Origin of the sequence: Streptomyces sp. NPDC059247 (genome assembly GCF_042754005.1) — a bacterium.
In the GTDB taxonomy this organism is placed as follows: Bacteria; Actinomycetota; Actinomycetes; order Streptomycetales; family Streptomycetaceae; genus Streptomyces.
The window spans coordinates 66259-79276 of sequence record NZ_JBHYZW010000006.1; the positions used below are offsets into that span (position 1 = coordinate 66259).

Consider the following 13018-nt stretch of genomic DNA (forward strand, 5'->3'; position numbering starts at 1 on the left):
CCGGGGCGGGCGATCTCCGCCTTTCCGTGACCGGACCGCGCGGGAACGGAGCGGGAACGGAGCGGGAACGCGGAGGCGGCAAGGCCGTCCGGCGGGTGCCACCCCTTCGGGCGGATTAGGGCGCGACGGTACTTAACCCGGCGGAAAACCGGGCATTCGTGCAGCTCGCGCCGGATCCCGCCCGGGTCCCCGGCATCCCCCACCCGGAGCACTGGAGCGCCACCCCGATGGAACCCGAGATGGAACCCGAGACGGAACCCGGCGTATGGTCCTGCCCCTTCGACTTCGCCGACGCCCTGGAGTTCGACCCCCAGCTCAAACAGATCCTCACGGATGATCCCGTGGCCCGGGTCCGGATGTCGTACGGGGCGGGCGAGGCGTGGCTCGTCACCCGTTACGAGGACGTCCGGACGGTCACCACCGACCGGCGCTTCAGCCGGAGCGCGGTCGTCGGCCGCGACTATCCCCGGATGACGCCGGAGCCGATCATCCAGGCCGAGGCCATCCACGTGATGGACCCGCCCGCCAACACCAGGCTGCGCAGCCTGGTCGCCAAGGGGTTCGCGCCGCGCCAGGTGGACCGGATGCGGATCCGCGTCCAGCACGTCGTGGACGACCTGCTGGACCGGGTGGAGAGTCAGGGCCCGCCCGCCGACCTGTTCGCGCGCGTGGCCTCGCCGCTGCCGCTGACGACGATCTGCGAGATCCTGGACATCCCCGACGCCGACCGGGCCCGGCTGCGCGGCAACGCCGCGACGATGGTGAGCGTCGGCGCGAACGGCCGGGAGGCGGCGGCCGGGGCCAAGGCCGAACTCCGCGCCTACTTCGACGCGTTGACCGCCCGGCGGCGCGTCGAGCCGGGCGACGACCTGATCAGCACGCTGTGCCAGGCCCGCGACGGCGACGAGATCCTCAGCGACGAGGAACTCTCCGTGATGGCCATGGTCCTGCTCATCACCGGCCAGGACACCACCTCGTACGAGCTGGGCAACATCTTCTACACCCTGCTCACCAGGCCGGAGGTGGCGGCGGCGCTGCGGGAACAGCCGGAGAGGATCCCGGAGATGCTGGAGGAGCTGCTGCGGTTCATCCCCTTCCGCAAGGGCGTGGGCATTCCGCGGGTCGCCCTGGAGGACGTGACGCTGAGCGGCGTCGACATCAAGGCCGGTGACGTGGTGCACGTCTCGTATCTGACGGCCAACCGCGACGCGCGCAAGTTCGACCGGCCCGACGAGCTGGACCTGGACCGCAAGGCGCCGCCGCACATGGCCTTCGGCTGGGGCTCCCACCACTGCCTGGGCTTCCCCCTCGCCGCCATGGAACTGGAGGTCGCCGTCGGCACCCTGCTGCGGCGCTTCCCGGACCTCGCGCTGGCGGTGCCGAAGGAGGACGTCCGCTGGAACACGACGTCGATCTGGCGCCATCCGCTGGAGCTGCCCGTGCGGTGGTGAATCCGGGAGAATCCCGCGCACGACCTCCGCCGCCCACCCCCGGGAGCCCGCGATGACCGTCCGGCGTGCCGTGCCCAACCTCCGTACCGCGTCCCCCGAGCGGACCGGCGGCTTCTACGGGCTGCTCGGTTTCGAGGAGGTCATGGACCACGGCTGGATCAGGACGCTGGCCTCGCCGTCCTCGCCCACGGCCCAGATCAGTCTGATGACCCGGGACCTGACGGCCCCGGTGGTGCCGGACCTGAGCGTGGAGGTGGCGGACGTGGACGCGGTGTACGAGACGGTCCGGGCGACCGGGGCGGAGATCGTGCACCCGCTGACGGACGAGGAGTGGGGCGTGCGCCGCTTCTTCGTACGGGACCCGGACGGCCGGGTCGTCAACGTCCTGTCCCACCGGCCCCGGCCCCCGGCAGGCCGGGCCTGATCCGGGCGGGCCCGCCGGGGCGGACCCGCCGTCGTCAGACGACCCGCTTCCCCGCCCGCCACACCTGGGTCACCAGGGGGACGCCCGGCCGGTAGGCCAGGTGGACGGGGGACGGGGCGTCCAGGACGGTGAGGTCGGCCCGCGCGCCGGGGGTGAGGCGGCCGATGTCGGTGCGGCGGAGGGCCGCCGCGCCGCCCGCCGTGGCCGACCAGACCGCCTCGTCGGGGGTCATGCCCATGTCCCGGACCGCGAGGGCGACGCAGAAGGGGACGGAGGACGTGAAGGAGGAGCCCGGGTTGCAGTCCGTGGAGAGGGCGACCGTCACGCCCGCGTCGAGGAGGCGGCGGGCGTCCGGCCACCGCGCCCGGGTGGAGAACTCCGCCCCCGGCAGGAGCGTGGCGACGGTGTCGCCCGAGGCCAGCGCGTCCACGTCGGCGTCGGTGAGGTGGGTGCAGTGGTCGGCGCTGGCCGCGTCCAGTTCCACCGCCAGTTGGACGCCGGGGCCGTAGCTGAGCTGGTTGGCGTGCACCCGGGGGTGGAGGCCCTTCGCCCGGCCCGCGGTGAGGATCGCGCGGGCCTGGTCGCCGTCGAAGGCCCCCTTCTCGCAGAAGACGTCGATCCAGCGGGCGTACGGGGCGCAGGCGTCGAGCATCTCGCCGGTCACCAGCTCGACGTAGGCGGCCGGGTCGTCGGCGTGGTCCGGGGAGACGATGTGCGCGCCCAGGTAGGTGACCTCGTCGGTGTGGGCGGCGGCGATGCGCAGGGAGCGGGCCTCGTCCTCGACGGTGAGGCCGTAGCCGGACTTGGTCTCGAAGGTGGTGGTGCCCTGGCGGAGGGCCTCGTCGAGGTAGCGGGTCAGGTTGCGTTCCAGGTCGGCGTCGGACGCGGCGCGGGTCGCGGCGACCGTCGTGCGGATGCCGCCCGCCGCGTACGCCTGGCCGGACATCCGGGCGTTGAACTCGGCGGTGCGGTCGCCCGCGAAGACGAGGTGGGAGTGGGAGTCGACGAAGCCGGGGAGCACGGCCCGGCCTCCGGCGTCGACCCCGTTGTCGGTGGCGGGTGCTTTGCTGGAAGCACCGACCCAGACGACCCGGTCGCCCTCGATGACGACGGCCGCGTCCTGGATCAGGCCCAGGGGGGATCCATCACCGAGGGAGGGATCGTTGGTGACGAGACTGGCGATGTTGACGATGGCGGTGGCGGTCGTCGCCACGGCGCTGTTCGCGCTGGTGGGGGCGGAGCTCGCCGCAGGGTTGTTCCTCGCCGCGGGGCCGGTGTTCATGGTGGGGGGTGCCTCCTTCAGCCGCGCAGGGCGGCGATCGAGTCCGCGAGGGCGGCGGCCACGTCGGGTACGGTCGCGTGCGCCCCGTCCCGGACGACATGACGGCCGCCGACGACCGTGTGCCGCACGTCCGCCGCTGACGCGGCGAATACCGCCGTCTCGGCTGCCAGACGCGGTACCGGTCCCGCTGTCCTGACCGAGTCGAGGGCGATCGTGGTGAGGTCGGCGGGGGCGCCGGGGGTCAGACCGGCCGTGTCGGGCCCGCCGAGGGCGGCGTGGCCGTCGACGGTGGCGGCGCGCAGCAGGGCGGCGGCGGTCCAGTGTCCTCGGGCCCGGGTGCGCAGGCGCTCGTTCAGCTCCATGGCCCGTGCCTCTTCGAGGAGGTCGACGACGGCGTGGCTGTCGCTGCCCAGGGAGAGCGGGGAGCCCGCGTTCTGGAGGGCGACGGCGGGGCCGATGCCGTCGGCGAGGTCGCGTTCGGTGGTGGGGCACATGCAGGTGCCGGTGCCCGAGGAGCCGATGAGGGCGATGTCTCCGGCGGTCAGGTGGGTGTTGTGGACGCCGGTGGTGCGGGCGCCGAGGACGCCGTGCTCGGCGAGCAGTTGGGTGGGGGTCATGCCGTGGGCGGCGAGGCAGGCGTCGTTCTCGGCGGTCTGTTCCGAGAGGTGGACGTGGAGGGGGGCCCGGCGTTCCCCGGCCCATCGGGCGACGGTGGCGAGCTGGCCGGCGGGGACGGCCCGTACGGAGTGGATCGCCGCCCCGACGCGTACGCCGTCGCGTTCCTTCAGGGCGCTCACCCGTTCGGCCCAGGCGTCGGCGGTGCCGTCGGTGAAGCGGAGCTGGTGGGGTTCGGGGGCGGCGCCGAAGCCGGAGGAGAGGTAGGCGGTGTCGAGGAGGGTGATGCGGATGCCCGCGTCGGCGGCGGCGGCGATCAGGGCCTCGCCCATGGCGTTGGGGTCGGCGTAGGGGGTGCCTCCGGGCGCGTGGTGGAGGTAGTGGAACTCTCCGACGGCGGTGATGCCCGCGAGGGCCATCTCGGCGTAGACCGCGCGGGCGAGGGCGAAGTAGCTGTCGGGGGTGAGGCGCTGGGCGACGGTGTACATGGTCTCGCGCCAGGTCCAGAAGGTGCCGCTGCCGACCTGCACGGTGCCGCGCAGGGCGCGGTGGAAGGCGTGCGAGTGGGTGTTGGCGAGGCCCGGAACCGTCAGCCCGCGCAGGATCTCGGCGCCCGGGGGCGGGGCGGCGACGCCCGTCCGGACCGTCTCGACGCGGCCCTCGGCGTTCACGTCCAGGGCGACGCCCGGCTCGACATGGGTGTCGAGCCAGGCGTGTTCCAGCCAGTAGGTCGTCAGCGGCACGCCAGCTCCTCCAGTACGTCGGCGAGTGCGAGGACTCCCGCCACGCAGTCGTCCTCGGCGGCGGACTCGGCCGGGGAGTGCGAGACGCCGGTCGGGTTCCGTACGAACAGCATGGCGGTCGGGACGGACGCGGAGAGGATGCCCGCGTCGTGTCCCGCGCCGGTGCCGAGGACGGGGACCTTCCCGGTGGTGCCGAGGACGCGGGACAGCTCGTCGCGCAGGGTGTGCGAGAAGTCCACGACGGGGGTGAAGGACTCGCGGACCACGGTGAGGTCGACGCCGTGCCGGGCGGCGTGGTCGCGGGCGGCGGTCTCGACGCCCGCGATGAGGGTGTCGAGGGAGTCCTGGTCGGCGGCGCGGGCGTCGAGCCAGCCCCGGACCAGGGAGGGGATGGCGTTGACGCCGTTGGGTTCGACGGCGACCTTCCCGAAGGTGGCGACGGCGCCCGCGAGTTCGGCCTCGCGGCGGGCGGCGAGGACGGTCTCCGCGTAGCCGAGCATCGGGTCGCGGCGGTCCACGAGCCGGGTGGTGCCCGCGTGGTTGGCCTCGCCCGCGAAGTCGTACCGCCAGCGGCCGTGCGGCCAGATGGAGGAGGCGATGCCGACGGGGTCGCCGGAGAGGTCCAGGGCCCGGCCCTGTTCCACGTGGAGTTCGACGAAGGCGCCGACCCGGGCGAGGCGTTCGGGGTCGGGGCCGATCGCCGAAGGATCGTGTCCGGCCGCTTCCATGGCCTGCGGGAGGCTGGTGCCGGAGGCGTCGCGGAGCTCGTACGCCTTCTCCTTCGTCAGCTGTCCGGCGGTGAGGCGGGAGCCGACGCAGGCGAGGCCGAAGCGGGCGCCCTCCTCGTCGCCGAAGTTGGTGATGGCGAGGGGGCGCCTGAAGCTGACGCCCCGGGCGCGGAGTTCGTCGAGGGCGGCGAAGGCGGAGACGACGCCGAGGGGGCCGTCGAAGGCGCCGCCGTCGGGGACGGAGTCGAGGTGGGAGCCGGTGACGACGGCGTCGCCCGCGGTGGGGTCGCCGAGCCAGGCCCACTGGTTGCCGTTGCGGTCGGTCTCGACGTCGAGGCGGCGGGCCTCGGCCTGCATCCGGAACCAGAGGCGGACGTCGGCGTCGGCGTCGGTCCAGGCGTAGCGCCGGTAGCCGCCGGTGGCGGCGTTGCGGCCGAGGGGCCGCAGCGACCGCCACATGGCGTGGAAGCTCTCGCTCACGCGGCGCCTTCCGTGGAACCGGAGCCGGAGCCGACGCCCGGGCCGACGCCGGGCCCGGCGCCCTCGCCGCCCCCGTCGCCCTCGCGCATCGGGACGCGGACGCCCTTCTCGTCGGCGACGGTCCCGGCGATGTCGTAGCCCGCGTCGACGTGCCGGATGACGCCCATGCCGGGGTCGTTGGTGAGGACGCGGCGGATCTTCTCCCCGGCGAGCGGGGTGCCGTCGGCGACGGTGACCTGACCGGCGTGGATGGAGCGGCCCATGCCGACGCCGCCGCCGTGGTGGAGGGAGACCCAGGAGGCGCCGGAGGCCACGTTGACCATGGCGTTGAGGAGGGGCCAGTCGGCGATGGCGTCGGAGCCGTCGAGCATGGCCTCGGTCTCGCGGTACGGGGAGGCGACCGAGCCGCAGTCGAGGTGGTCGCGGCCGATGGCGAGGGGCGCGGCGAGTTCGCCGGAGGCCACCATGTCGTTGAAGCGTTCGCCCGCGCGGTCGCGTTCGCCGTAGCCGAGCCAGCAGATGCGGGCGGGCAGGCCCTGGAAGTGGACGCGTTCCCCGGCCAGCTTGATCCAGCGGTGCAGGGACTCGTTCTCGGGGAAGAGCTCCAGGATCGCCTTGTCGGTCTTGTGGATGTCCGAGGCCTCGCCGGAGAGGGCGGCCCAGCGGAAGGGGCCCTTGCCCTCGCAGAAGAGGGGGCGGATGTAGGCGGGGACGAAGCCGGGGAAGGCGAACGCCCGGTCGTAGCCCGCGAGCTGTGCCTCGCCCCGGATGGAGTTGCCGTAGTCGAAGACCTCGGCCCCGGCGTCCATGAAGCCGACCATGGCCTCGACGTGCCGGGCCATGGACTCGCGGGCGCGGGTGGTGAACCCGGCCGGGTCCTTGGCGGCGGCGTCCGCCATGTCCTCGAAGGCGACGCCGACGGGAAGGTAGGCGAGGGGGTCGTGGGCGCTCGTCTGGTCGGTGACGATGTCGATCGGGGCGCCCTCGGCCAGCATCCGGGGCAGCAGCTCGGCGGCGTTGCCGAGGAGGCCGATGGAGAGCGGGCGGCGGGCGTCGCGGGCCTCGGTGGCGAGGGCGAGGGCGTGGGCGGGGCTGTCGGCCCGCACGTCCAGGTAGCGGTGCTCGATCCGGCGTTCGATGGCGCGGGGGTCGACGTCGATACAGATCGCGACGCCGTCGTTCATGGTGACGGCGAGGGGCTGGGCGCCGCCCATGCCGCCGAGTCCGGCGGTGAGGGTGATGGTCCCGGCGAGGGTGCCGCCGAACTTCTTCGCGGCGACGGCGGCGAAGGTCTCGTAGGTGCCCTGGAGGATGCCCTGGGTGCCGATGTAGATCCACGATCCGGCGGTCATCTGGCCGTACATGGTGAGGCCGAGCTGCTCCAGGCGCCGGAACTCCTCCCAGTTGGCCCAGTCGCCGACCAGGTTGGAGTTGGCGATCAGGACGCGGGGGGCCCACTCGTGGGTCTGCATGACGCCGACGGGGCGGCCGGACTGCACCAGCATCGTCTCGTCCTGCTTGAGGGTGCGCAGGGTGCGGACCATGGCGTCGAAGGAGCGCCAGTCGCGGGCCGCCTTGCCGGTGCCGCCGTAGACGACGAGCTTGTCGGGGTGCTCGGCGACCTCGGGGTCCAGGTTGTTCTGGAGCATCCGGAGGGCGGCCTCCTGCTGCCACCCCAGGGCGCTCAGTTCCGTACCGCGCGGGGCCCGTACGGGGCGGGGTCCTGACATGGCGGTGCCTCCTCGAATGTCGCTTGGTATTCACATCCTGTCGATATGAATAGTTGTAGTCAACAGGGCGGGGCCGCCCGCTCCCGCGCACCGGGGTGGTGGGATGGGCCCCATGGCCTCCTCCCGTCGCGACCTCGCCGTTCGAGCCTCCGTCGACCAAGGGCTCCTCTCCCCCGCCGAACCGGTCGCCGCCCTCCTCGACACCGAGGGCATCCGCGCCTCCGCCGCCGCCCTGACCAGCGCCTTCGCCGCCGTCACCGACGCCCCCGTGCTGCACGCCTTCGCCGTCAAGGCCTGCCCCCTCGTCCCCGTCCTGCGGCTGCTCCACGAGGCCGGACTCGGGGCCGAGGTCGCCAGCCCCGGCGAACTCGCCCTCGCCCGCGCCGCCGGGATCCCGCCCGGCCGCACCGTCCTCGACTCCCCCGCGAAGACCCCCGCCGAGCTGCGCGAGGCCCTCGCCCTCGGCATCGCCGTCAACGCCGACAACCTCCAGGAACTCGCGCGGCTCGACGCCCTGATCGCCTCCGCGCCCACCGCCTCACCCCTGGGGCTCCGGGTGAACCCGCAGGTCGGAGCCGGTTCCATCGGCGCGATGTCGACCGCGACCGCCACCTCCAAGTTCGGTGTGGCGCTCCGCGACGAAGGCGCCCGCGAGACCGTCGTCCGGGCCTTCCTCGACCGCCCCCGGCTGACCCGGCTGCACACCCACACCGGCTCCCAGGGCGTCCCGCTCGCCCTGATGGCCGAGGGCGTCGGGGAGGCGTACGCGCTCGCCGAGGAGATCAACCGGGCGGCCGGACGCCAGCAGATCGACACCCTCGACATCGGCGGCGGACTCCCGGTGAACTTCACCTCCGACGAGGAGACGCCGACGTACGCCGCGTACGCACGGCTGCTCGCCGACACCGTCCCCGGCCTCTTCGACGGCCGCTACCGGCTGGTCACCGAGTTCGGCCGCTCCCTGCTCGCCAAGCACGGCCTGGTCCTCGCCCGGGTGGAGTACACCAAGACCTCCGGGGGCCGGGCCGTCGCCGTCACCCACGCGGGCGTCCAGCTCGCCACCCGCACGGTCTACGCCCCCGAGTCCTGGCCGCTGCGCGTCCTCGCCTACGACGCCGGGGGCCGCCCGCGCACCGGGGAGGTCACCGTCCAGGACGTCGCGGGCCCCGCCTGCTTCGCCGGGGACCTGCTCGCCACCGGGCGCGCCCTGCCGCTGCTCCGCCCCGGCGACGTCGTGGCCGTCCCGGACACCGGCGCCTACTGCTTCGCCCACCACTACGCGTACAACAGCCTGCCCCGGCCCGCCGTCCACGGCTTCACCACGGACGAGGACGGCACGGTGGTGTTCACGGTCGTACGGGACGCCCAGACGCTCGCGGAGATCGTCGCCGAGTCCGGCGGCGGGCACGCGGACGCCCTGCTGCGGCGAACGGGGCGGCCCGTCCGGTAGCGCCCGCCGCGCGGCCCCGCTTCCATGGAAGCCATGACTGCAACCGGTTCGGACATCACCTCCGTCGTCGTCGAGCGCCGGGTCGCCGCCTCACCCGGGCGGGTCTGGGAGTCGATCACCGATCTGCGCGCGCTGCCCCGCGTCCTGTCGGGCGTCCAGCGGGTGGAGGTGCTCACCGAGGGCGGCTTCGGCGTGGGTACGCGCTGGCGCGAGACCCGCCGGATGCTGGGCCGGGAGGCCACCGAGGAGATGACCGTCACCGCCTGCGAGCCGCCCGACCGGTACGTCACCACCGCCGCCTCGCACGGGATGCGGTACGTCTCCGAGCTGAGCCTGGTCCCGGACGGGCCGGGCGGCACCACCCTGCGGATGGCCTTCTCCGCCCGGCCCGCCGACGGCCGCGCCCCCGGACTCCTGACCCGGCTGACCGCCCGCCTGGGCGCGAAGGCCGTGGCGAAGGCCCTCACGAAGGACCTGACGGAACTGGCACGAGCGGTGGAGAACCGAACCTGACGGGGCCGGACGGGTCCGGCGGGAACCCCGGAGCCGGTGCGCTCCGGACGGAGCCGGTGGGGAGGGGAGGGGCGGCCGACGACCGGAGCGTCCGGGGCCGGGGAAAGCCACGACCGGCGGGAAGCCGGTACCAGCGGGGAGCGGGGGCCGTCGGAGGCCCGCGCCGACGGGACGGGCGGAGCCCGTACGGCGGCCCGGGGCCGACAAGGCCGGGCCCCGCGGCCCGGTCACCGCCCGCCCGCCGCGGGCCCCCCGCACGTTCCGGGTCAATCTCCAACAGACACCGGCATGTTCCGATGGAAAATGCCGGAACGGCTTCCCCCCGGCGCTGCGTTCAGTAACGTCGCCGTCACTGCCGTACGTTCGCACGCCGCATCGGGAGGGGAATCCGTGTGCCCGGAATCGACGAGTGCCTGACGGAGGCCATGACCCTGCCCGGTGCCCGCGGCGCCTCCCTGGTCGACTGGACCAGCGGCCTCGCCCTCGGCACGGCGGGCGACTCACCGGTCGGGGACCACGAGACCACGGCCGCCGAGACCGCCGAACTCGCCCGTTCCGCAGCCGAGTTCGACACCTTCACCGCTCCCGGCGACACCCTGTCCGGCGAGCCGCAGGTCGAGGACCTGATCGTCACCACCCGCGCCGGATACCACGTGATCCGCTTCGTCGAGACCTCCTTCGACAGCAGCGTCTTCCTCCACCTGTGGCTCGACCGCGACACCGGCAACCTGGCCCTCGCCCGCATCCGGCTCCGGGACATGGCCGAGAGGCTGGTCCTCGGATGAGCGCCGTCGCCGCCCCCTCCCCGGTCTCCCCCATGCTGGTCCGGCTCGCCGCCGAGCGGGCCACCGGCGCCCTCCTGCGCGACCACGGCACCCTCTACCTCGTCGACGGGCACGTCGTGCACGCCGAGAGCCCCGTCTCCCCCGGCGTCGACGTCCTCCTCACCACCGGCGGGCGGCTGCCCCGCGAGAACTGGGACGAGGCCGTCGACCGGGCCGGGGCCCGCCGCGCGGTCGGCCGCTTCCTCGTCGAGAGCGGACGGCTCCACGACGGCGAACTGGAGATCTGCCACCTCGGCGCGGTCTTCGACGCCGCCTTCTTCGCCCTCTCCCCCGCAGCCGGACCGACCCGCTTCCGGTACGGGGTCGGGCACTGGTTCGGCACGGTGCGGCCGGTCTCCGCCGAGGCCGTCGGACGCGAGACGGTCCGCCGCCGCGAACTCCTCGACGCCGTCTGGCCGTACGGCTCCGTCGACACCGCCCCCGTCGTGCCCCGCCCCGCCGCCCCCGGCCAGACCGTGGGCGCCCGCCAGCGCGCCCTGCTCGCCGCCGCCGACGGACGGCTCACCCCGGCGGAACTGGCCCGGCTGCTCGGACGGCCCGCCTTCCACACCCTCCTCGACGTCCGCCGCCTCGCCGCCTCGGGACTCGTCGAGACCCCCCTCGACCCCGTACCGGCACCGCCCCCGGCCTCCTTACCGGGGCCGGTGTCGGTGACCGATCCCGACATCGCCCTGCTGCGCCGGCTCCGTGACGCCCTGGAGGCACACCCGTGATGAGGCGTGCCCTGCGCCTGCGCGCCGAAAGGAAACAGCTCATGACGGCAGAAGCCGAGGTGCTCGGCGAGCTCAGGAGGCTCCGGGCCCGGCTGCCCCAGCTGACCGGGGCGCTCGCGGCCAGCGCCGACGGGCTCGTGCTCGCCCACGACACCGTGGACGGCGCCGCCGAGAGCGTGGCCGCGCTGACGGCGGCGGCCCTCGGCGTCGGACAGCGGCTGACCGCCTCCACCGGCAAGGGCGGCTTCCGCGAGCTGCTCGTCCGGGGCGACAGCGGCTACGTGGCGACCTACGCGGCGGGCGCCTCGGCCGTCCTCACCCTCCTCGCGGAGCCCCGGATCAACGTGGGACGGCTCCATCTGGAGGCCCGCAGGTCCAGCGGCCGGATCGGCGAACTCGTCGACGGCGCCCTGGAACGCCGGGACCCGAACTGAAACGCAGCAAGCGAACCCGTACACCGAGAAGGAAGAAGTACGACACCATGGCGAACACCGAGACCTCGCTCAAGGAAGCCACCGCGATCGACGGCGCCATCGGCGCGGCCCTCGTCGACTACACGAGCGGCATGGCGCTCGGCACCATCGGCGGCGGCAAGGAACTCGACCTGAACATCGCCGCGGCGGGCAACACCGACGTGGTCCGCGCCAAGGTCCGGGCGATGGAGATGCTGGGCCTCGGCGAGGAGATCGAGGACATACTCATCACCCTCGGCCGCCAGTACCACCTGATCCGGCTGCTCCGGGGCCGCAACACGAACGGCCTGTTCCTGTACCTGGCCCTGGACAGGGAGCGCGCGAACCTGGCGATGGCCCGGCACCAGCTGAAGAAGATCGAGGCCGAGCTGGAGATCTGACCTCCGCCCGTACGCGCTACTCGACGAACAGGCCCCGCGCCGCCGCCTTGGCGTCGAACTCCTCCAGCCGCGCCTGGGCGTCGGGGAGTTCGTCGGCCATCGCCTCCAGGAGGACCCGGCCGAGCAGCATCGGCGCGCAGGCCGTGTCGAAGGCGAGCCCGGTGCCGACGGCCGCCGGGATCAGCAGGTCGCTGTGGGCGGCGACGGGCGCGAACGCCGATTCGGCGACGGTCACGACCGTGAGCCCGGCCGCCCGCGCGTATTCCAGGGCCTCGACGACCTCCCGGGGGTGCCGGGGCAGCGCGAAACAGAGCAGGGCCGTGGCCCCGGCCCGTACGGCCGCGTCGACGCGGTCCGTGAGCATCGAGCCGCCCTCGTCGAGGAGCCGTACGTCGGGGTGCACCTTGGCGGCGAAGTAGGCGAAGCCGCGCGCCTGCGAGGAGGCGGCCCGCAGTCCGAGGACGAGCAGCGGCCGGGAGCCCGCGAGCAGCCGCCCGGCCCGCTCCACGGGCGCGGGGTCGGCGAGGAGCCCGGCGAGGTGCCGGAGGTTCTCGACCTCGGCGAGGACGGCCTGCTGGTACTCGTTGAGGCCCTCGCCCCCGGCGCTGTCGGACCCGGGCGGGGCGACCTCGCGCAGATGGCGCCGGAGCGCCGGATAGCCGTCGAAGCCGAGGGCGACGGCGAAGCGGGTGACGGAGGGCTGGCTGACCCCGGCGAGCTCGGCGAGCTCGACGCTCGACAGGAACGGCACGTCGGCGGCGCGCCGCACCATGCAGTGCGCGATCCGCCGCTGCGTCGGCGTCAGCCGGTGCCCCTCGAAGAGCCCCTGAAGCCGACCGGCCGGGCTGTCGCTCATGCGGCCCCCTTCATTTATTCACCCTCAAATGACTCTGCATAAGGATATGCAGCAGCGGGAGGCGCGACCAGCCCGCGCGGAAAGCGGGGAGCCGGGGGGCGTGCCCGACCGGCGGAGGCGTACCCGACCGGGGGCGCCGGACCGGAGACGGCGGAGGCGCCGGACCGGAGACGGCGGAGGCGCCGGACCGGAGACGGCTCCGGGCCCCCCGCGTGACGCGAGGGGCCCGGAGCGCCTGGAAGTTTGCGCGGGGACCGCCTCACCCCCGGCTGGCCGGGGGGCGGGACGACGGCGGTCCCCGCGGGGACACGGGCCCGGGTCAGGGCCGGTCTCCG

The 13018-nt window shown here is 74.2% G+C and carries 13 protein-coding genes; 8 read left to right on the forward strand and 5 right to left on the reverse strand.

Features of this window, described 5'->3' with window-relative positions; translation table 11 throughout:
* The first annotated feature begins 239 nt into the window (after positions 1-239).
* Together ACFXGN_RS13860 and ACFXGN_RS13865 are read left to right on the forward strand one after the other, a co-directional pair.
* The gene (locus ACFXGN_RS13860) at positions 240-1451 is read left to right on the forward strand and encodes a cytochrome P450 (protein WP_384858531.1); all 1212 of its coding nucleotides are present in this window, start codon (positions 240-242) and stop codon (positions 1449-1451) included.
* Positions 1452-1503: 52 nt separating this feature from the next.
* On the forward strand, positions 1504-1875 hold the full coding sequence (locus ACFXGN_RS13865) for a VOC family protein (protein WP_384857872.1): 372 nt from the start codon (positions 1504-1506) through the stop codon (positions 1873-1875).
* A 34-nt stretch (positions 1876-1909) separates the two neighbouring features.
* Here the strand turns inward: ACFXGN_RS13865 and hutI are convergent, their stop codons facing one another.
* Genes hutI through hutU form a run of 4 tightly spaced genes read right to left on the reverse strand, consistent with a single transcriptional unit; the run spans position 1910 to position 7453 of the window.
* Positions 1910-3157, reverse strand: a complete 1248-nt coding sequence (gene hutI / locus ACFXGN_RS13870) for an imidazolonepropionase (protein WP_384857875.1) — start codon at positions 3155-3157, stop codon at positions 1910-1912.
* Positions 3158-3174: 17 nt separating this feature from the next.
* Positions 3175-4515 (reverse strand): formimidoylglutamate deiminase, encoded by a 1341-nt coding sequence (locus ACFXGN_RS13875; RefSeq protein ID WP_384857877.1) that lies wholly within the window; start codon positions 4513-4515, stop codon positions 3175-3177.
* Positions 4506-5702 (reverse strand): allantoate amidohydrolase, encoded by a 1197-nt coding sequence (locus tag ACFXGN_RS13880; RefSeq protein WP_384858534.1) that lies wholly within the window; start codon positions 5700-5702, stop codon positions 4506-4508. Before ACFXGN_RS13880 ends, ACFXGN_RS13875 begins: the two co-directional genes overlap by 10 nt.
* A 17-nt stretch (positions 5703-5719) precedes the next feature.
* The gene (gene hutU, locus ACFXGN_RS13885) at positions 5720-7453 is read right to left on the reverse strand and encodes a urocanate hydratase (protein ID WP_384857879.1); all 1734 of its coding nucleotides are present in this window, start codon (positions 7451-7453) and stop codon (positions 5720-5722) included.
* Between the two features lie 103 nt (positions 7454-7556).
* Between hutU and ACFXGN_RS13890 the strand changes: the two genes are divergently transcribed.
* The 6 genes from ACFXGN_RS13890 to ACFXGN_RS13915 all read left to right on the forward strand — a co-directional run bounded on the left by ACFXGN_RS13890 (position 7557) and on the right by ACFXGN_RS13915 (position 11827).
* Positions 7557-8903 carry a diaminopimelate decarboxylase gene (locus ACFXGN_RS13890; protein WP_384857882.1) on the forward strand — a complete coding sequence of 449 codons (1347 nt, stop codon included), beginning with the start codon at positions 7557-7559 and terminating at the stop codon, positions 8901-8903.
* Between the two features lie 33 nt (positions 8904-8936).
* The gene (locus ACFXGN_RS13895; protein WP_384857885.1) at positions 8937-9416 is read left to right on the forward strand and encodes an SRPBCC family protein; all 480 of its coding nucleotides are present in this window, start codon (positions 8937-8939) and stop codon (positions 9414-9416) included.
* 392 nt (positions 9417-9808) lie between these two features.
* Positions 9809-10201, forward strand: coding sequence for a hypothetical protein (locus ACFXGN_RS13900; protein ID WP_384857888.1), 393 nt, complete (start codon positions 9809-9811; stop codon positions 10199-10201).
* Entirely contained in the window at positions 10198-10974 is a 777-nt protein-coding gene (locus tag ACFXGN_RS13905) for a transcriptional regulator (protein ID WP_384857890.1), read from the forward strand. Before ACFXGN_RS13900 ends, ACFXGN_RS13905 begins: the two co-directional genes overlap by 4 nt.
* A complete protein-coding gene (locus tag ACFXGN_RS13910) occupies positions 10974-11408 on the forward strand; it encodes a roadblock/LC7 domain-containing protein (protein WP_384858536.1) in 435 nt (144 codons plus the stop codon). The genes ACFXGN_RS13905 and ACFXGN_RS13910 overlap by 1 nt, the downstream gene beginning before the upstream one ends.
* Before the next feature lie 47 nt (positions 11409-11455).
* The gene (locus tag ACFXGN_RS13915) at positions 11456-11827 is read left to right on the forward strand and encodes a hypothetical protein (RefSeq protein ID WP_384857892.1); all 372 of its coding nucleotides are present in this window, start codon (positions 11456-11458) and stop codon (positions 11825-11827) included.
* Positions 11828-11843: 16 nt separating this feature from the next.
* Here ACFXGN_RS13915 and ACFXGN_RS13920 read toward each other — a convergent pair whose 3' ends face one another.
* Entirely contained in the window at positions 11844-12683 is an 840-nt protein-coding gene (locus ACFXGN_RS13920) for a MurR/RpiR family transcriptional regulator (protein ID WP_384857894.1), read from the reverse strand.
* Positions 12684-13018 lie beyond the last annotated feature (335 nt).